Here is an 18,346-nt window from a genome sequence, read left to right as displayed (position 1 = left end):
CAAAAAAACCATCACTTTTTCAGGCCGGGCTTTGCACTACACTCGGCCGGCATCGAAGCCCGATTCCCCGGGCCAGCCAGGAGGCCAGGATGAAACGATTAAGCCGATACAGCGCAGCCCTGTGGCTGCTCAGCGCCCTGCCCTGGACGCTGCATGCCGAAGAAGCCAGCGAGGGCTGCGTGGAAGTCAGCGTCGGCGGCTACAAGGCCCCCGACTACAACTGCCTGAGCAAACAGATGGGCAACAACCCGGACGCAGTGAAGGCGGCCCAGGCCAACCAGCAGGCCCTGGAGGACCCGGTGAACAAGCGCCCACCGAATCAGGTCGGGCTCTCGACGCCGGCGGCCACCGGCGTGCGCATGGGCAACACCTTCGGCACCTCGGTCAAGCCGCAACGGCACTGAACGGCGCCGTGGGCGGCCGATTGCCGGGCCGCTACCCGCCACCGGGCCCGTCCCAGGGCCCGCCTGGACAGCGGCGAAGGCAGCGGGCGACGGTCGCCCCGTGGCCAATCGCGCACTGCGCCGCGCCCCCTTGATCAGCCCCTGCCCGTATACCGGGCGTTAACCCCGGGCGCGCTAGATTGCCGAGCCTTGAACCCCGGTGCCGGCAACGGCCCCGAACACGGCGCGTGGATGGCGTTCGCCTGCCGGCCACCCTATCATTGGTGTTTTTTTGCGTGTTGGACGCATGGAAGACTATAAAAAGCTGATCCTGCAGCGCCCCTGCCAAAGCATTTTCCTGATTGCCCTCGCGCTGTTCATGGCGCTGCAGTACAAACCGGCAGTCCTCAACTACACCACGCGCTTCGTCGACTTTGCCGACTACATGCTGCAGCACGGCATGACGCTGTTCCCCATTGCCGACGATCTGCAGCCCTACCCCGACTACACCATTGCCAACACGGTGCTGGTCTATCTGGCGTCGCTGCCCTTCGGCCAGCTGTCCGTGCTGTCGATGGGCCTGCCCTTCTGCATCGCTGCGTCGCTGATGCTGGTGTTCATCTACAAGCTGGGGGCCCTGCATGAGCGCAAATGGGGCCTGTGCGGCGTGCTCTTTGCGCTGTTCACCTGGGCCTTCGTGGATAGCGTCAACTCCCTGGCTCTGGACATCTACCCCGCCCTGATCACCGCAGGCTGCTTCTACCTGGCCTACTCCGCCGACCTCAAGCAGCAGCGCGGACGCCTGGCGCTGGTGTTCCTCGGCCTGATCCTGGGCTTTGCCCTGCGCGGGCCGATCGGCATGATCGGCCCGGCACTGGTGGTCGGCAGCTATTACCTGCTGAGCCGGCAGTGGCGAACCCTGGTCGGGTTCTCGCTGGTGAGCGGCCTGCTGTTCGCCGCCGGGGTCGCGCTACTGGCCTGGGCCGCCCACGTGCAGGGCGGCGATGCCTTCATGCAGCAAGTGCTGGAGATGCAGGGCCTGGGCCGGATCGCCAGCGATCACTCGCCGCGCTACTACTTCTACTTCAGCGCCGGGCTGATCACCTACAGCTTCACGGCGTTCTACGCCCTCTGCGTGATGGCCAGGAGCGGCCGCCAGTGGCTCGGCGCCCCGTCGCTGTCGGCGCCGCGCCTGCTGCTGCACCTGGGCGCCTGGTTCGTGGTGCTGATTGTGTTCTTCACCATCCCCAACTCGAAGAAGGCGCGTTACGTGCTGTCCATCACCCCGGCCATTTCCCTGCTGGCGGCCTATATCTTCATCGACCCCAACGGCCTGTTCAGCGCCACCCGCAGACGCCTGCTGCGCCTGTGCCTGAACCTGCCGGCCATCGGCGCGTTCCTGGCGCTGCTGGTGCTCGGCTACAACAGCTTTGCCGCCCGCCCCCTGCAGCCCGACTTCGCCGGGGTGTTTTCAAGCTTTGCCCTGCTCAGCGGCGTGCGCTACTGGATCGGCCGGCAGTACACCGGGCACCGGCATTACGAGGTCATCGTCCTGGCATTCGGCGTGGCGGCCTTTCTCTTGCTGGATGGGTTCTTCTTCAACGCCATCACCTATCATCTGGAACTGGCCAAAGAACCCACTCCCAAATTCCTGCCTTACTGGTTCTGGTAAGGCGGGCGTCCACACCTGGCCCGCAGCGCCCGGCCGGAAGCAGGCAACGGCGCTCACCGGCAGCGTGCAAGATTTGGTAACACTCCCGGGGCCCCCCGACGATGAAACCGAACTGGCACAGTGCTGTCACATCGCAATCGGTAACGGCGGAGGTCGCCCTGCGGCGGCTTGCGGCCCACGCAGCACTGGCCCGACGACCTCACCGCCACAGGTTACCGGCCTGGGCCTGCCCCCCATGCGGCAGGCCATACTCCATCAAGGCTGAAAGAGCGAACCATGAAGCAAAACATCCTCCTCGTATCCGTCTGTGCCGCCCTGCTCCAGGCCTGCACCCCGGCTTCCACCACCCCTGAAGGATCTTCTTCCATGCCCGCCAGTACTGCCTCCGTCAGCGCCCAGCCTGCGCTGTCCGCCTACTACTGGCAGCTGGTTGCGGCCCGCGATGCGGCGGGCAAGCCCGTCGCCGCCCTGGACAAGGGCATCGAGCGCCAGCTGCGCCTGACCTTCGCCGGGCAGAACCTGAGCATCAGCGGCGGCTGCAACCGCCAGTTCGGCGGCTTCCAGCATGAAAATGGCGTGCTCAAGGTACAGCCACTGGCCGCCACCCTGATGGCCTGCGAGCCGAAACTGATGGCCCTGGACGCACAAATCGCCAACCTGCTCAAGGGCGACCTGCGCACCACCTTCGGCGGCGACCAGTCGACCCCGACCCTGCAACTGGCCACCCAGGACGACACCCTGCTCACGTTCGAAGGCCAGCCCACCCCGGAAACCCGCTACGGCAGCCAGGGCCAGACCCGCTTCCTGGAAGTGGCGGCCAAGACCGTCAAGTGCAGCCACCCGCTGATCCCCGACTTCCAGTGCCTGCAAGTGCGTGAGCGCCGCTACGACGACGCCGGCCTGCAACTGCCGACCCAGGACACCTGGCACCCGCTGTACCAGTCCATCGAGGGCTACGAGCACCAGGACGGCGTGCGCAATGTGCTGCGGGTCAAGCAGTACGAGTGGAAGAATGCACCCGCCGATGCCCCGTCCAGCGTCTATGTGCTGGACATGGTGGTCGAGCAGGACGCCTCGGCGGCCCACTGAGCCGAGCCACCCGCCAGCCGACACAAACCGGCAGGCAATAAAAAAGCCCCGTATCGCAAGATACGGGGCTTTTTTGGTTCTGGGCGGGGTCAGGCCGTTACAGCACCGACTGACCGCTCATGGCCAGGTCCAGCAACTCGCGGTTGGCCACCGCATACATGGCGTAGTCGGTGCCGCTGGCGGCACGGATTTCCACCATCATGGCGCGCCAGCGATCGGCCATGCTCGCGTTCTGCTCCAGCCACAGAGCCACGCGGGCCTCCATGTCATCCGGCGCATCGGCCATCTGCAGGACCTTGATGGTGATCGCCCGCTGCTGCCAGTCCACGTCATCGCGGAAGGCTTCGCGCGCCGCCGCCTGCCAGTTGTTGGCCACCGGCAGATCGCTGATCTGCTGCAGGTACCACGGCAGGTCGAGGGCACTGCCCACGGCGAAGTAGGCCTTGGCCACTTCCGCCGCATCGTGGCCGGTCACATCAGCGGCCTCGATGATCGGCAGCAGGGTGTACAGGTGAGTAGTGCCTGCAACCATGCGCGCCAGCAACTCCGGCACACCGGCTTCGACATAGGCGGTGTAACGGGCTTGCCAGCCCTCGCGGGTCGGGCCTTCGAGCAGCTCGTCGAGCTTCAGGCCCAGCGCCGCCAGGTGCGGACCGAAGTGCGCAACGTCACGCGCCGCATCCTGCTCGTTGCGCCGGCTGCGCAGGAACCAGCGGGTGGCACGACGGCCCAGGCGCATCAGCTCGTCCATCAACGCCAGTTGCACTTCAGCCGAAACCTGGTGGTCCAGGGCTTCGATCTGACGGAACCAGTGCGGGAGGTGGAAGATGTCCCGCACGATCACATAGGCACCGGCGACGTTCGCCGGGCTCATGCCGGTGGACTCCTTCAGGCGCTGCACGAAGGTGATGCCCATGTGGTTGACCAGGTCGTTGGCGATCTGGGTGCTGACGATCTCGCGCTTGAGACGATGGCGACGCATGGCCTCGGAGAACTTGGCCACCAGGCTTGGCGGGAACGCGGTCTCCATGTCACGGGTCAGGTAGTCGTCATCCGGTACCAGGGACTTGAGCAGGGCTTCCTTGAGGTCGATCTTGCTGTAGGAAATCAGCACCGACAGTTCCGGACGGGTCAGGCCCTTGCCGGTGGCGGCGCGCTCGGTGAGCTGCTCCTCGGTCGGCAGGTACTCGATGGCGCGGTCCAGTTTGCCACGGCCTTCCAGGTCGCTCATCAGGCGCTTGTACTCGGCGGCACGCTCGTAGGCACGGCGCGCAGCCAGGGACAGGGCCTGGGTCTGCTTGTAGTTGTTGCCCAGCACCAGGCCGCCGACTTCGTCGGTCATGCTCGCCAGCAGCTGGTTGCGCTGCTTGTCGGTCATGTCACCGGCCTGCACCACTTCGTTGAGCAGGATCTTGATGTTCACTTCGTGGTCGGAGCAGTCCACGCCACCGGCGTTGTCGATGAAGTCGGTGTTGGAACCGCCGCCATTGAGGCCGAACTCCACACGACCCAGCTGGGTCATGCCCAGGTTGCCGCCCTCGCCCACCACCTTGCAGCGCAGCTCGTTGCCGTTGACGCGCAGGGCGTCGTTGGCCTTGTCGCCGACATCGGCGTGGCTCTCGGTGCTGGCCTTGACGTAGGTGCCGATACCACCGTTCCACAGCAGGTCCACCGGCGCCTTGAGCAAGGCGTTGAGCAGCTCGGTCGGGGTCAGCTTGTCGGCCTGGATGTCGAAGCGCTCTTTCATCTGCGGCGAGATGGCGATGCTCTTGGCGCTACGGGAGAAGATACCGCCGCCTTCGGACATGATGCTGGTGTCGTAGTCGCTCCAGGCCGAACGCGGCAGCGCGAACATGCGCTGGCGCTCGACGAAGCTGGTGGCCGGATCCGGGTTCGGGTCGATGAAGATGTGCAGGTGGTTGAACGCCGCCACCAGTTGCAGCTTGTCGGACATCAGCAAGCCGTTGCCGAACACGTCGCCGGCCATGTCGCCGACGCCGACCACGGTGATGCTGTCTTCCTGGACATTGATGCCGCGCTCGCGGAAGTGGCGCTGCACGCCAACCCACGCGCCCTTGGCGGTGATGCCCATCTTCTTATGGTCGTAACCGGCCGAACCGCCAGAGGCGAAGGCGTCACCCAGCCAGAAGCCGTAGTCGATGGCAATGCCGTTGGCGATGTCGGAGAAGGTCGCAGTGCCCTTGTCCGCCGCGACCACCAGGTAGGGGTCATCGTCGTCATGGCGCACGACGTTGGCCGGCGGCACCAGGGCGCCGTCCTTCAGGTTGTCGGTGATGTCCAGCAGGCCGGAGATGAAGATGCGGTAGCAGGCGATGCCCTCGGCCGCGATCTCGTCCCGGCTGCCGCCCAGTGGCAGGCGACGCGGCAGGAAGCCGCCCTTCGCACCGACTGGCACGATCACCGAGTTCTTCACTTGCTGGGCTTTGACCAGGCCCAGGACTTCGGTGCGGAAGTCTTCTTCACGGTCGGACCAGCGCAGGCCGCCACGGGCAACGTTGCCGAAGCGCAGGTGCACGCCTTCGACACGCGGCGAGTAGACGAAGATTTCGAACTTGGGCACCGGCTTGGGCAGCTCGGGGATCAGGTGCGGGTTGAACTTGAAGCTGAAGTAGGACTTGTTCTGGCCGTTGGCGTCGGTCTGGTAGAAGTTGGTGCGCAGGGTGGCCTTGATCAGGTCCAGGTAGCGCCGCAGGATGCGGTCTTCGTTGAGCACCTGGACGTCGTCCAGGGCGGTGAGGATCGCCTGCTCCAGACGCTGCTGCTTGTCTTCCAGGTCGTCGCTGGTGAGCTTGCGCGCCAGGTAGAAGCGGGTCTTGAACAACCGGGTCAACTCGCGGGCGATGTCGGTGTGGTTGTTCAGGGTGCTGGCGATGTAGCCCAGGTCGAAGCCCAGGCGGATCTGCTTCAGGTAGCGGGCGTAGGCACGCAGCAGCGCCACGTCGCGCCATGGCAGGCCGGCGGTCAGCACCAGGCGGTTGAAGGCATCGTTCTCGGCATCGCCGCGCACGATATGGACGAAGGCGTCCTGCAGCGTGTCGTTGAGCTGCTGGATGTCCAGGTCCAGGCCTTCGGCGGCGGTGAAGGCGAAGTCGTGGATCCAGAACTCACGGCCATTGTTGTGACGCAGGCGGTACGGGAATTCGCCCAGCACGCGCAGGCCGAGGTTTTCCAGGATCGGCAGCACGTCGGACAGCGCCAGCGGGGTGTCGGCGTGGTACAGCTTGCAGTGCAGCTCGCGCTGGCCGGAGACCTGGCCCAGGGGCTGGTAGAAGCTCATCACCAGCGGGTTGGCTTCGGTGAGGCTCAGCAGGTGCTGCATGTCCACCACCGCCGAATGGGCAGCGAAGCGCTCGCGGTAGCCGGCCGGGAAGCCTTTGGGGAAGTCCGCCAGCACATTGGTGCCGTGGGCTTCGCCGAAGCTTTCCACCACCAGGCTGGCGTAGTCGTCCTGCCAGCTGCGGCAGGCCTGCACCACTTCTTTTTCCAGCAGCAGCGGATCGATGTCGATGCGCTGTTTCGGGTCCACCCGCAGGATCAACTGCACACGGGCCAGCACCGACTCGGAGAAGAAGGTCCAGAACTCGCAGTCAGTGGCTTGCAGGCGATCCATCAGCACTTGCTGGATCTTCTGCCGCACTTCGGTGGAATAGATGTCGCGCGGCACGTAGGCCAGGCAGTAGCAGAAACGACCGTAGGGGTCTTTGCGCAGGAACACGCGGATCTTGTTGCGTTCCTGGATCTGCACGATGGACATCACGGTGCTGAACAGCTCGTCCACCGGGGTCTGGAACAGATCATCGCGGGGCAGCACTTCCAGGACCTGGGCCAGTTCCTTGCCCAGGTGCGCCTTGGCCTGGAAGCCCGAGCGCTGCTCGATGGCTTCGACCTTGCGGCGGATGTAAGGAATCACCCGCACGCTTTCGCCGTACACCGAAGAGGTGTACAGGCCCATGAAGCGGCACTCCTTGATGACCTTGCCGTCGGCATCGATCTGGCGGATCGAGACGAAATCCGGGTAGGCCGGACGGTGCACGCGGCTCGGGTGCGCGGCCTTGGCGAAGGACAGCGGCGTCGGTTCGCGCAGGTAGTTGACGGCGTAGTCTTCGATGCGCAGGTCATCGCTGGTCAGGCCGGCGCGCAGTAGCTTGGCCAGGCCGAGGAAGGAGTTCGGGTCATATTCGATATGCCCGCCGTCCTGGTCGGCGCCGACCACGAATTCTTCATAGCCGAGGAAGGTGAAGTGGTTGCCCACCAGCCATTCGAGGAAGCTCTTGATCTCGGTCTTTTCTTCGGCGGCGATCGGGAACTGGCTGTTGTCGATGCTCTGGATCAGTTCCTGGACCTTGGCCTTCATCGGCTCGAAGTCGGCCACGGCGACCCGCACTTCGCCCAGTACCTGTTCCAGCTCCTTGCCCAGCACGCTGAGTTCGGCGGCGTTGGCGCAACGGTCGATCTCCAGGTACATCAGCGACTCTTGCTGGATGCCTTCGCCCTGGGTGCCCTTGGGCAGGATTTCCAGCAGCTCGCCCTTGCTGCCACGACGTACGCTGAGCACGGTGGTCTGCAGGGTGTGGATGCTGTAGCCGCGACGGTTGAGCTCGGTGCGTACCGAGTCCACCAAAAACGGCAGGTCGTGGTGCAGGACTTCCACAGCAGTGTGGGTCGACTGCCAGCCATGGCGTTCGTAATCGGGGTTGTAGACGCGGACCTGCGGTTGCCCGTGGTCGAAGCGCTCAAGCAGGCGCCAGGCAGAAAGGGTGCAGCCCGCCAGGTCGGACATGCGACGCTGGGTGAGTTCGTCCAGGGAAATGATGCCGAAGAATTGTTCAGCGAACAGCGCCACTTGTGGCAGTGCCTGTTCACTGATGTGCTGCGCCAGTGCCGCTTGCAGTTGGTGCTGGAAGTCGGCTTTGCTGGCTGCGGTGAAGAACGCCATCTGTGGTACTCCGCTTGGGCTTGTTATTGATGGAAGCGTCGCGTGCAAACCCCTCGCGGGGCGGTGCTGCATCCTGCTCCTGGTCTCGGGCAGAGGTAGCAGGATGACAGGTGGGTGAAGCTGGACGAGACGCACAGGTCACATTCACCTTCCGGGGATGGGCATCTGCAAAAACGACTGACGCTTGCCGGGAAACCGAGCGCAATGCCTTTACAGGTGACCATCACAAATCAGACGCAACCTATTGCACTAAGAACAAATTGTCCGCTGCGCAGCTTAACGAGTGCGATGTGACAGCTGCTTGCGATGCTGCGACATATTCGGTCAACGGCACGCAGCAGAACGCTCACGCTTTGAGCAACACTAGCAGCCGCGGTGGAAAAACCGGTTTTTTTCCCCGGATTCACGGTACTTGCGTACCAAAAGTGACTGCCGCAGCGATTGTGTTCACGACCTGTTCTCTGACAGACAAGCCAGCAGAAATTCCATCGGGCTGGCAGAATTGTTTCCTTTCTGCCCGCCCGGCCACTCTCTCAGGAATGCCCCCATGCACATGACCACCGCCCACCTGATCGCCAACCCATGCGACGACGAAGAAGACAACATGGCCATGCTCTGCTGCCACAGCACCCAGGGCGAGATGTTCCTGATGAGCCGCTACCCGGACGAAGACGAACTGGAGATCACCCTCGACGGCGAGCCCTCGACCCTCGATGGCGTCAAGGTGACCCTGAGCCCCACCACCCTGCTGATCGAAATCGCCGCGGCCGACGCCGACGCCCTGAACGGCGCCGACCACCTGGAGATCCGCCACAGCACCGCTGCCTCGGACCTGGCCGAAGTGGAGGAAACCCTGCAGAACATCCTCAAGGGCACCGGCACCTACATCAGCCAGCTGTCCTGAGCGACAGTGCCCTTCCCGGTAGGAGCTGGCTTGCCTGCGAAGGCGTCTTCGGCCCCGCCGCAAACCTTGCCGGCCCCTTCGCCGGCAAGCCGGCTCCTACCAGAACCCCAGCACCGCGCCCGAGCGTAGGAGCTGGCTTGCCAGCGAAGGCGTCTTCGGCCCCGCCGCAAACCCTGCCGGCCCCTTCGCCGGCAAGCCGGCTCCTACCAGAGCCCCAACACCGCGCCCGACCGTAGGAGCTGGCTTGCCAGCGAAGGCATCTTCGGCCCCGCCGCAAACCTTGCCGGCCTCTTCGCCGGCAAGCCGGCTCCTACCGGGGGTGCGCGTGGTGCTGAATAAAACACGGATTTTTTTCGACTAATTCGCCAAATCAGGTTTTCCCCGTTAGTCGCCGACCCCCGCTATGGATTAAAGTATCGCCCCCAGCCCCGACGTTCCCTCAACGCCCGGGGCGCACCCTCTCCAGGAACAGTCACCGATGGAACATCGTGAAGCGCTTTTGGCGCTGCGAACCTTTCTTTCAACGCAGATTCTCGGCCAGGAAAAACTCATCGAGCGCTTGCTCATCGCCCTGCTCGCCGACGGCCACATGCTGGTCGAGGGCGCTCCGGGGCTGGCCAAGACCAAGGCCATCAAGGAGTTGGCCGAAGGCATTGAAGCGCAATTCCATCGGATCCAGTTCACCCCCGACCTGCTGCCCGCCGACATCACCGGCACCGAGATCTATCGCCCGGAAACCGGCAGCTTCGTGTTCCAGCAAGGCCCGATCTTCCACAACCTGGTGCTGGCGGACGAAATCAACCGCGCTCCGGCCAAGGTCCAGTCGGCCCTGCTCGAAGCCATGGCCGAGCGCCAGGTCAGCGTCGGGCGCAGCACCTATGAACTGTCGCCGCTGTTCCTGGTGATGGCGACCCAGAACCCCATCGAGCAGGAAGGCACCTACCCGCTGCCCGAAGCCCAGCTCGACCGCTTCCTGATGCACGTCAAGATCGGCTTCCCGGACGCCGCGGTGGAGCGGCGGATCCTCCAGCAGGCCCGTGGCGAAGCCCTGAACGGCGAAACCAAGCCCGAGCGCCGGGTCAGCCAGCAGGCGATCTTCGCCGCACGCAAGGAAATCCTCGGCCTGTACATGGCCGATGCGGTGGAGGAATACCTGGTGCAACTGGTGATGGCCACCCGCACCCCGGCCAAGTTCGACCCGGAGATGGCCGAGTGGATCGCCTACGGCGCCAGCCCCCGCGGTTCCATCGCCCTGGACCGCTGCGCCCGGGCCCACGCCTGGCTCGCCGGCCGCGACTTCGTCAGCCCCGAAGACATCCAGGCCGTGCTGTTCGACGTACTGCGCCACCGCATCATCCTGTCCTTCGAGGCTGAAGCGGCCGGCATCGACCAGGACCGTGTGGTACAGCGCATCCTCGACGTCGTTGCCGTCGCCTGAAGCCCATGACCCAGCCCGTTGCCGAACCCGGCATTCGCATCACCCTCGGCGAGCTGATCGAGATGCGCCATCGCGTGCGCGAGGTGCAGCTGTTCTCCACCCCCAGCCAGCGCAGCCCGCTGATCGGCCTGCACCACTCCAAGCTGCGCGGGCGCGGCGTGGACTTCGACCAGGTGCGGGTCTACCAGGCCGGCGACGACGTGCGCACCATCGACTGGCGGGTTACCGCGCGCACCCAGGAACCGCACACCAAGCTGTTCCACGAAGAGCGCGAGCGGCCGATCTTCATCATGGTGGAACAGAGCCGCCAGCTGTTCTTCGGCTCGGGGCTGATGTTCAAGTCGGTGCTCGCCGCCCAGGCCGCGAGCCTGATCGGCTGGGCCGCCCTGGGCCATAACGACCGGGTCGGCGGGCTGGTCTACGGCGACGACGAGCACTACGAGATCAAGCCGCGGCGCAGCAAGCAGAGCCTGTTGCAGCTGCTCAACCGCCTGGTGCGGGTCAACCAGTCGCTGCACAGCGAAGCCCGGCCCCAGCGCGACGCCCTGGGCACCGCGCTGCTGCGCGGGCGCGAAGTCCTGCGTCCCGGCAGCCTGGTGATCGTGATCTGCGACGAACGCGCCCTGAGCGACGCCGCCGAGCAGCAACTGAGCCTGCTGTCGCGCCATTGCGACCTGCTGTTGATGCCCCTTTCCGACCCGCTGGACCACGCCCTGCCCGCCGCCGGCCTGCTGCGCTTTGCCGAACGCGGCGCCCAGCTGGAACTGGACACCCTGAACTACGACCTGCGCCAGGCCTACCGCGCCATGAGCGAAGCGCGCATCGCCCGCTGGGAACGCCTGGCGCAAAAGCTGCGGGTGCTGCTGATGCCCCTGAGCACCCAGAGCGAGATGGTCGAGCAGCTGCGCGAGTACCTCAACCCGCAGCGCCCCGGAGCCGGCCGATGAGCAGCCTGGAACAACTGCAACCGCTGCTGCCGCCGCCCGCCGTCAGCCTGTGGCCACCGGCCCCTGGCTGGTGGCTGCTGGCGATCCTGCTGCCGCTGCTGGGCCTGGCCCTCTGGCACTGGCGCCACCTGTGGCCGCGCAAGGCCGTGCGCGCCCGCAGCGAGCAGCCCCTGGACCCGGTGCGCCTGGCCGCCCTGGCAGAACTGGCGCTGCTGCCCAAGCCCTATGACGGTGCCCCCGCCGGCGCCTGGCTGCAGGCCTTGAATGCCCTGCTCAAGCGCCTGTGCCGCAACCATTACCCCTACAGCCAGAGCCACACCCTGAACGGGCGCAAATGGCTGGCGTTCCTCGACAACCGTTGCCCGGCCGCCGGCCTGACCCGCTGGATGGTGCTGGTGGAAGGCGCCTACAAGCCCGAGTGCAAGCTCGACGACAAAGCCATCGCCGGCCTGACCCAGGCGGTGGACACCTGGATTCGCAAGCATGTTTGAGTTCGCCTGGCCCTGGGTCTTCGTCCTGCTGCCGCTGCCCTGGCTGCTGCGCCTGGTGCTGCCGGTGGCCGACAGCGGCGAGCCGGCGCTGAAAGTGAGTTTTCTCAGTGACCTGGAAGGCCTGTCCAAGCGCCGGGCCCGCGCCCACCTGCCGGCCTGGCGCCAGCAGGTACGTTTCATCCTGCTCTGGCTCCTGCTGCTGTTGGCCGCCGCGCGCCCGCAATGGCTGGGCGACCCCTTGCCGGTGGCCGCCAGCGGCCGCGACCTGCTGGTGGCGGTGGACGTTTCCGGCTCCATGGATTTCCCCGACATGCAATGGCAGGACGAGGACGTCAGCCGCCTGAACCTGGTCAAGCACCTGCTGGGGGACTTTCTCGAACACCGCGAAGGCGATCGGGTGGGCCTGATCCTGTTCGGCAGCAAGGCCTACCTGCAGGCGCCCCTGACCTTCGACCGGCACACGGTGCGGGTCTGGCTGGATGAAGCGAAGATCGGCATCGCCGGCAAGAACACCGCCATCGGCGATGCCATCGGCCTGGCCCTCAAGCGCCTGCGCCAGCGCCCGGCCCAGAGCCGGGTGCTGATCCTGGTCACCGACGGCGCCAACAACGGCGGCGAGATCGCCCCCATCACCGCCGCCCGGCTGGCCGCCGAGGAAGGGGTGAAGATCTACCCCATCGGCATCGGCGCCGACCCGGAACAGAGCGCCACCCTCGGCGTGCTGGGCATCAACCCGAGCCTGGACCTGGACGAACCGGCCCTCAAGGAGCTGGCGCAAGTCACTGGCGGGCGCTACTTCCGCGCCCGGGACGGCCAGGAGCTGCAAGCGATCAAGCAAACCCTCGACCAACTGGAACCGGTGGCCCAGCAACCGACCCAGGCACGCCCGGCCCAGGCCCTGTACCACTGGCCCCTGGCCACGGCGTTGCTGCTCAGCGTGCTGCTGGTGCTGCGCGAGCGCTGGCCGCAGAACCCGCTGCAACGCTTCTTCACCCAGTCGAACTTCCTGCTGCCTGCCCATGACTGGCGCCAGCGGCTCAAGCGCCTGCGCTTGCGGAGGCGTCGATGATCAGCCTCTGGCCCCATTGGTTCCGCCCTGGCTGGTTGCTGGTGCTGCCCCTGCTGGCGCTGCTGCTGTGGAAGCTCTGGCACCGGCAGAAACGGGCCGGGCGCTGGCAGATGATCCTGCCCCCGGCCTTTCACGCCGCCCTGCTCAGCGGCGGCAATGGCCGCGAAAGCAAGCTGCCCTGGGTGGCCCTGGGCCTGGCCTGGCTGCTGGCGGTGCTGGCCCTGCTGGGCCCCAGCTGGCAGCGGGTGGAACAGACCAGCCAGAAACCCGCCGACCCGCTGGTGGTGCTGCTGGAGCTGACCCCGCAGATGCTCGCCAACGACGTGCCGCCCGATCGCCTGGAGCAGGCCCGGCACAAGCTGCTGGACCTGTTGCAACTGCGCAGCGACGCGCAGACCGCCATCGTGGTCTACGCCGGCAGCGCCCACACCCTGGTGCCGCTGTCCGATGACCTGGCCACCAGCCGCAACCTGCTGGACGCCCTCAAGCCATCGATCATGCCCCAGGCCGGCCAGCGCGCCGACCTGGCCCTGCTCAAGGCCCTGAAGCTGCTGGACCAGGGGGCCCTGGGCCAGGGCCGGGTGCTACTGATGGCCTCCTCCCTCAACGAAGAGGAACGCCAGGGCATCCGCCAGGCGCTCAAGGGCGACGCGCCGCAGTTGCTGATGCTCGGCTTCGGCAGCCGCGACGGCGCCCCGGTGGCCCTGGAAGACGGCAGCTACCTCAAGGACGACCAGGGCGCGATCCTGGTATCGCGCCTGGACAGCCCGGACCTCAAGCACTTCATCGGCGACGTGGGCGGGCGCTACCGCCAGGCGCGCCTGGACGACAGCGACCTGCGCGGCCTGGGCCTGCTGGGCGGCCCGCAAGGCCTGCGCAGCGACGGCCAGACCCTGCGCCTGGATACCTGGGCCGACCAGGGCTACTGGCTGCTGCTGCCGCTGTTGCTGCTGGCCGCCTGCGCTGGGCGCCGGGGCTGGCTGTTCTGCCTGCCCCTGCTGCTGTTCGCCGTGCCGCAACCGAGCTACGCCTTCGACTTCAATGACCTGTGGCTGCGCCCCGACCAGCAGGGCCAGCGGCTTCTGCAACAGCAGCGCCCGGCGGAGGCCGCGCGGCATTTCCAGGACCCGCAATGGCAAGGCGTGGCCTTGTACGAAGCCGGCAACTACACTGCCGCCGCCGAGCGTTTCGCCGAGGGCAACGACGCCCGCGCCCACTACAATCGCGGTAACGCCCTGGCCCGCAGCGGCGAGCTGGAAGCCGCCATCGACGCCTACGAGCAGGCCCTGGAACGCCAGCCGGACCTGCAACCGGCGTTGCAGAACAAGGCCCTGGTGGAAAGCCTGCTGCAACAGCAACAGGCCCAGGCGCAAACACCGCCACCGGCGAAGAAGCCGGACACCCCCGAAGGCGACGACACCCGCCCGGGCCCCAGCGGCGCGGCCACCCAGCCACCACCGGGCAGCGATGGCCCGCAGGACCCGGCACAGACGCCGGCCAACGAAGGCGACACGCCGCCGCCGGATCCACAGGCCGCCGGCCACAGTGAAGTGCCCGGCAGCGAGCTGGACGACCAGCACACCACCACCCCGCTGCGCCCGGTGGAGGACAGCCTGGACGCTGAACACCAGCAGGCGCTGGAACAATGGCTGCGCAAGATCCCCGACGACCCGGGTGAATTGCTCAGGCGCAAATTCTGGTACGAACAGCAACAACATCAGGATCAGGGAAAAACTCGATGACCCGCTGCACCGCCCTACTGCTTGCCCTCGCGTTCTGCACTGGCCAGTCCCAGGCTGCCGGCCTGCTCGCCAGCCTGGACCGCAGCCAGGTCAATTCCGGGGAAACCGTCGAGCTGACCCTGGAGTCCACCGATGTCACCCAGTTCGGCAAGCCGGACCTGGCGCCCCTGGAGGCACAATTCGAGGTGCGCGGCACACGCCAGGTCAACCAGCTCAACGGCCTGGGGGACAACCACGCCAGTACCCGCTGGATCGTCACCCTGCTGCCGCGCCATACCGGCACCCTGGAAATCGCCCCGCTGCAACTGGGCAGCCTGCAGAGCCAGCCCCTGAGCCTGCAGGTCAACACCAGCCCGGCCCAGGACCAGAACGCCCGCCTGGAACCGGTGTTCATCGAAGCCGAGCTCGACCAGCCCAGCGTCTATGTCCAGGCCCAGGCCCTGCTGACCCTGCACATCTACCACTCGGTGCCGCTGTTCGACGACAGCAGCCTGAGCCCGCTGCTGCTGAGCGACACCCGGGTGGAACAGCTGGGCGAGCCGCGCACCTACGAAAAGCTCATCAATGGCGTGCGCCACGGGGTGATCGAGATGCGCTACGCGCTCTATCCCCAGCGCAGCGGGCCGTTGCAGATTCCCGCGCTGACCTTCAGCGCCACCCTGGCCAACCCGGACCCGGGCCAGGAAACCAGCTCGCAGACGCCCCGGGCCGGCAAGCTGATCCACGTCAGCTCCAGTGACATCAGCCTGCAGGTCAAGGCCAAGCCCGCCACCTACCCGGCCGACGCGCCCTGGCTGCCGGCCCGCAGCCTGAGCCTGAGCGAAAGCTGGAACCCGGAGCCCGAGCACCCTCAGGTCGGAGACTCCCTGACCCGCAGCCTGACCCTGCGCGCCGAAGGCCTGTCCAGCGCCCAGTTGCCGCCGCTGCCCCTGGCCGACGTCAATGGCCTGCGCAGCTACCCGGACCAGCCGCAATTGAGCAACCAGCACGTTGAACAGGGCCTTCTGGGCATTCGCGAAGACCGCCAGGCGCTGGTGCCCACCCGCCCCGGCAACGTCGAACTGCCCGCCATTGAAGTGACCTGGTGGAACACCGTCGAAGACCGCCTGGAAAGCACCAGCCTGCCGGCGCGGGCCCTGCAGGTGGCGAACAACCCGAGCCTGGTGGTGGACGCCCCGGCAGGCAACGCCCCGGCCGGGCCCGACGGCGGCAACCTGTGGCTGTGGCAACTGAGCACCCTGCTGCTGGCTTGCACCACCCTGCTGGGCTTCGGCCTGTGGTGGCGCGCCCGCTGGCAGCCGGCGGTGCTGCGCGCCACCCAGACCGGCCCCAGCCCGCGCTCGCTGCTGGACGACCTCAAGCGTGCCTGCCAGGCCAACGACCCCCAGGCCACCCGCCAGGCCCTGGACGCCTGGGCCCGACAGCAGCCCGAAACCCTGGCCGAAATGGCCGCGCGCTTCGTGCCGCTGTCCGACGCCCTGGACGGCCTCAACGGCGCGCTCTACAGCGAGACCGGCCAGTACTGGCAGGGCGAGGAACTGTGGCGAGCGATACGCGCCATCCCGATCGACGAACGGGTCCAGGACCCGGTGACGGACACCACCAGCCTGCCGCCGCTGTACCCCAAGTAACCGGCGCTTCGCGCAGCCCCCTCCCCCGCAGGAGCCGGCTTGCCGGCGAAAAGCCCCGTAAGCCATGCCGCGCCTGGGCGGGCCTGTTCGCTGGCGAGCCAGCTCCTGCAGCGCGTGCCCCCCACATTCAGCAGTGACGACAGTGCACCAGAACGCAAAAAGCCCTGCACCCGGCGACAAGCCAGGTGCGCCTGGCTGCGCGTAGCTTAAGGCCGTGGGCGCAACAGCCGTCGCGCCCCACCCCGAGAACAACAAGAACTCAGGTGAGCCATGAGCACAGTAGATCCGATCACCCTCGCCGTGGTGCGAGGGGCGCTGGAAACCGCCCAGCGTGAAATGACCCTGACCCTGGAGAAAACCGGCCGCTCCAGCGTCTTCAACCTGGCCCACGACTACTCCAATGCCTTGTTCGACCACCTCCCGGAAATGGTCCTCCAGGGCCAGGACATCCCGATCCACCTCGGCTCGCTGATCCCGGCGATGAAATGCGTGGCCGGATTCTTCGGCGACGACATCCATGAAGGGGACGTGATCTACCACAACGACCCGGCCTACCAGGGCAGCCATATCCTCGACTGCTGCATGTACAAACCGGTGTTCTACCGGGGCGAGCTGGTGTTCTGGGCGGTGTGCAAGGGCCACCTCACCGACATCGGCGGCCCGGTGCCTGCCGGCTACAACCCGGACGCCAGGGAGATCTATGCCGAGGGCCTGCGGATTCCGCCGGTCAAGCTCTGGTCCCGGGGCCAGCGCCGCGAGGATGTGATCAACCTGCTGCTGACCAACATGCGCGCCCGGGTCTACCAGGAAGGCGACCTGAATGCCCAGTACGGCGCCTGCAGCGTCGGCGAGCGGCACCTGCTGCAACTCCTGGAGCGCTACGGCGTGGAACAGGTGCGCGCCTGCATCGGCGAGCTCAAGGACATGGCCGACCGGCACATGCGCGCCCTGCTGCGCGAGGTGCCGGATGGCTTCTACCACGGCAGCGCGGTGCTGGAGGATTCGGGCCACGGCCTGGGCCAGCTGACCATCACCGCCCAGGTGCAGATCAGCGGCGATCAGGCCCGGGTGCGCATCGACAGCCCGCCCCAGGTGCCCTACTTCATCAATTCCTACGCCGGCAACTCGGTGTCCGGGGTGTACCTGGGGCTGATGATGTTCGCCCAGGTGCCGCCGCCCTATAACGAGGGCCTGTACCGCTGCATCAGCGTCGACCTGGGGGAGCCCGGAACCCTGTGCAACGCCAGCGAACCCGCGCCCCACGTCAACAGCACCACCACCCCCATGGAAACCCTCGCCGACGCGGTGCGCCAGGCCCTGGAGCAGGCCGCGCCGGAACGGGTCACCGCGTCCTGGGGCCATGCCAGCGGGATCAACATCGCCGGCCACGACCCGCGCAACGACAACGCCGAATACGTGACCATGGTCCTGGCCTCGATCATCTCCGGGGCCGGGGCCAACCAGGCCATGGACGGCTGGCCGGCCTGCGGCCCGCTGTGCTGCTTCGGCGCGCTGATGTCCGGCGACATCGAACTGCTGGAATACGCCTACCCGATCCTCATCCACCGCTACAGCCTGATCACCGACAGCGGCGGCGCCGGGCAGTTTCGCGGCGGCTCGGGCACCTGCATCGAGATCGAACCCTTGCAGCACCCGATGACCGTGGTGGGTTTCGGCGAAGGCCGGCAACTGCCCACCGCCGGCGCCGCGGGGGCGCGCAACGGCCTGCTGGCGCCCAAGCTCGGGCGCCTGACCCATCGCCGCACCGACGGCCAGGAACACACCTACCAGCACAATGCCCAGTTGACCGCGCAACCGGGCGAGCGGGTGATCAACCTCAACCCCGGCGGTGGCGGCTATGGCGACCCCTTCCTGCGGCCCCTGGAACGAGTGGCCGAAGACCTGCGCAATGGCCTGGTCTCCCTCGAAGGCGCGCGCCTGGACTACGGCGTGGTGTTCGACGCCGATCAGCGCCTGGACCACGACGCCACCCGCGCCCTGCGCACCCGCCCCTGAACCCACG

12 protein-coding genes are annotated in these 18,346 nt (G+C 66.7%); 11 read left to right on the top strand and 1 reads right to left on the bottom strand.

Annotated elements, in window-relative coordinates; genetic code table 11:
- The first annotated feature begins 89 nt into the window (after positions 1-89).
- The 3 genes from AC1RMG_RS04010 to AC1RMG_RS04000 all read left to right on the top strand — a co-directional run bounded on the left by AC1RMG_RS04010 (position 90) and on the right by AC1RMG_RS04000 (position 3,144).
- The gene (locus AC1RMG_RS04010) at positions 90-404 is read left to right on the top strand and encodes a hypothetical protein (protein WP_493168418.1); all 315 of its coding nucleotides are present in this window, start codon (positions 90-92) and stop codon (positions 402-404) included.
- Between the two features lie 286 nt (positions 405-690).
- Positions 691-2,055, top strand: coding sequence for an ArnT family glycosyltransferase (locus tag AC1RMG_RS04005; RefSeq protein ID WP_015635426.1), 1,365 nt, complete (start codon positions 691-693; stop codon positions 2,053-2,055).
- A gap of 366 nt (positions 2,056-2,421) precedes the next feature.
- Positions 2,422-3,144: a DUF4377 domain-containing protein gene (locus tag AC1RMG_RS04000; protein WP_493168416.1), complete on the top strand. Its 723-nt coding sequence runs from the start codon at positions 2,422-2,424 to the stop codon at positions 3,142-3,144.
- Between the two features lie 97 nt (positions 3,145-3,241).
- Here the strand turns inward: AC1RMG_RS04000 and AC1RMG_RS03995 are convergent, their stop codons facing one another.
- The gene (locus tag AC1RMG_RS03995; protein ID WP_011061034.1) at positions 3,242-8,101 is read right to left on the bottom strand and encodes an NAD-glutamate dehydrogenase; all 4,860 of its coding nucleotides are present in this window, start codon (positions 8,099-8,101) and stop codon (positions 3,242-3,244) included.
- 547 nt (positions 8,102-8,648) lie between these two features.
- On the opposite strand from AC1RMG_RS03995, the gene AC1RMG_RS03990 reads away from it, so the two are divergent.
- From AC1RMG_RS03990 to capB, 8 genes are all read left to right on the top strand, one after another.
- A complete protein-coding gene (locus tag AC1RMG_RS03990) occupies positions 8,649-9,005 on the top strand; it encodes a hypothetical protein (RefSeq protein ID WP_019094865.1) in 357 nt (118 codons plus the stop codon).
- Between the two features lie 478 nt (positions 9,006-9,483).
- The gene (locus AC1RMG_RS03985) at positions 9,484-10,443 is read left to right on the top strand and encodes an AAA family ATPase (protein ID WP_003218556.1); all 960 of its coding nucleotides are present in this window, start codon (positions 9,484-9,486) and stop codon (positions 10,441-10,443) included.
- 5 nt (positions 10,444-10,448) lie between these two features.
- A complete protein-coding gene (locus tag AC1RMG_RS03980) occupies positions 10,449-11,390 on the top strand; it encodes a DUF58 domain-containing protein (protein ID WP_011061032.1) in 942 nt (313 codons plus the stop codon).
- The gene (locus AC1RMG_RS03975) at positions 11,387-11,881 is read left to right on the top strand and encodes a DUF4381 domain-containing protein (RefSeq protein WP_011061031.1); all 495 of its coding nucleotides are present in this window, start codon (positions 11,387-11,389) and stop codon (positions 11,879-11,881) included. The genes AC1RMG_RS03980 and AC1RMG_RS03975 overlap by 4 nt, the downstream gene beginning before the upstream one ends.
- Positions 11,874-12,950, top strand: coding sequence for a vWA domain-containing protein (locus tag AC1RMG_RS03970; protein WP_011061030.1), 1,077 nt, complete (start codon positions 11,874-11,876; stop codon positions 12,948-12,950). The genes AC1RMG_RS03975 and AC1RMG_RS03970 overlap by 8 nt, the downstream gene beginning before the upstream one ends.
- Complete coding sequence (locus AC1RMG_RS03965) at positions 12,947-14,692, top strand: tetratricopeptide repeat protein (RefSeq protein ID WP_493168414.1); 1,746 nt, start codon at positions 12,947-12,949, stop codon at positions 14,690-14,692. The genes AC1RMG_RS03970 and AC1RMG_RS03965 overlap by 4 nt, the downstream gene beginning before the upstream one ends.
- Positions 14,689-16,323: a BatD family protein gene (locus AC1RMG_RS03960; protein ID WP_493168412.1), complete on the top strand. Its 1,635-nt coding sequence runs from the start codon at positions 14,689-14,691 to the stop codon at positions 16,321-16,323. The genes AC1RMG_RS03965 and AC1RMG_RS03960 overlap by 4 nt, the downstream gene beginning before the upstream one ends.
- A 270-nt stretch (positions 16,324-16,593) precedes the next feature.
- Positions 16,594-18,339 carry a caprolactamase subunit beta gene (gene capB / locus AC1RMG_RS03955; RefSeq protein ID WP_493168410.1) on the top strand — a complete coding sequence of 582 codons (1,746 nt, stop codon included), beginning with the start codon at positions 16,594-16,596 and terminating at the stop codon, positions 18,337-18,339.
- The last annotated feature ends 7 nt before the right edge of the window (positions 18,340-18,346 follow it).

The organism is Pseudomonas sp. GW822-FHT04H02 (genome assembly GCF_058800645.1).
Note: the sequence above shows the minus strand (reverse complement) of the source record. Positions and strands in the feature narration are given on the sequence as shown.

Bases quoted from the DNA above. Each gene is read 5' to 3' on its own strand.
- AC1RMG_RS04010 (WP_493168418.1), top strand. From the start codon at position 90: ATGAAACGATTAAGCCGATACAGCGCAGCCCTGTGGCTGCTCAGCGCC.
- AC1RMG_RS04005 (WP_015635426.1), top strand. From the start codon at position 691: ATGGAAGACTATAAAAAGCTGATCCTGCAGCGCCCCTGCCAAAGCATT.
- AC1RMG_RS04000 (WP_493168416.1), top strand. From the start codon at position 2,422: ATGCCCGCCAGTACTGCCTCCGTCAGCGCCCAGCCTGCGCTGTCCGCC.
- AC1RMG_RS03995 (WP_011061034.1), bottom strand. From the start codon at position 8,101: ATGGCGTTCTTCACCGCAGCCAGCAAAGCCGACTTCCAGCACCAACTG.
- AC1RMG_RS03990 (WP_019094865.1), top strand. From the start codon at position 8,649: ATGCACATGACCACCGCCCACCTGATCGCCAACCCATGCGACGACGAA.
- AC1RMG_RS03985 (WP_003218556.1), top strand. From the start codon at position 9,484: ATGGAACATCGTGAAGCGCTTTTGGCGCTGCGAACCTTTCTTTCAACG.
- AC1RMG_RS03980 (WP_011061032.1), top strand. From the start codon at position 10,449: ATGACCCAGCCCGTTGCCGAACCCGGCATTCGCATCACCCTCGGCGAG.
- AC1RMG_RS03975 (WP_011061031.1), top strand. From the start codon at position 11,387: ATGAGCAGCCTGGAACAACTGCAACCGCTGCTGCCGCCGCCCGCCGTC.
- AC1RMG_RS03970 (WP_011061030.1), top strand. From the start codon at position 11,874: ATGTTTGAGTTCGCCTGGCCCTGGGTCTTCGTCCTGCTGCCGCTGCCC.
- AC1RMG_RS03965 (WP_493168414.1), top strand. From the start codon at position 12,947: ATGATCAGCCTCTGGCCCCATTGGTTCCGCCCTGGCTGGTTGCTGGTG.
- AC1RMG_RS03960 (WP_493168412.1), top strand. From the start codon at position 14,689: ATGACCCGCTGCACCGCCCTACTGCTTGCCCTCGCGTTCTGCACTGGC.
- capB (WP_493168410.1), top strand. From the start codon at position 16,594: ATGAGCACAGTAGATCCGATCACCCTCGCCGTGGTGCGAGGGGCGCTG.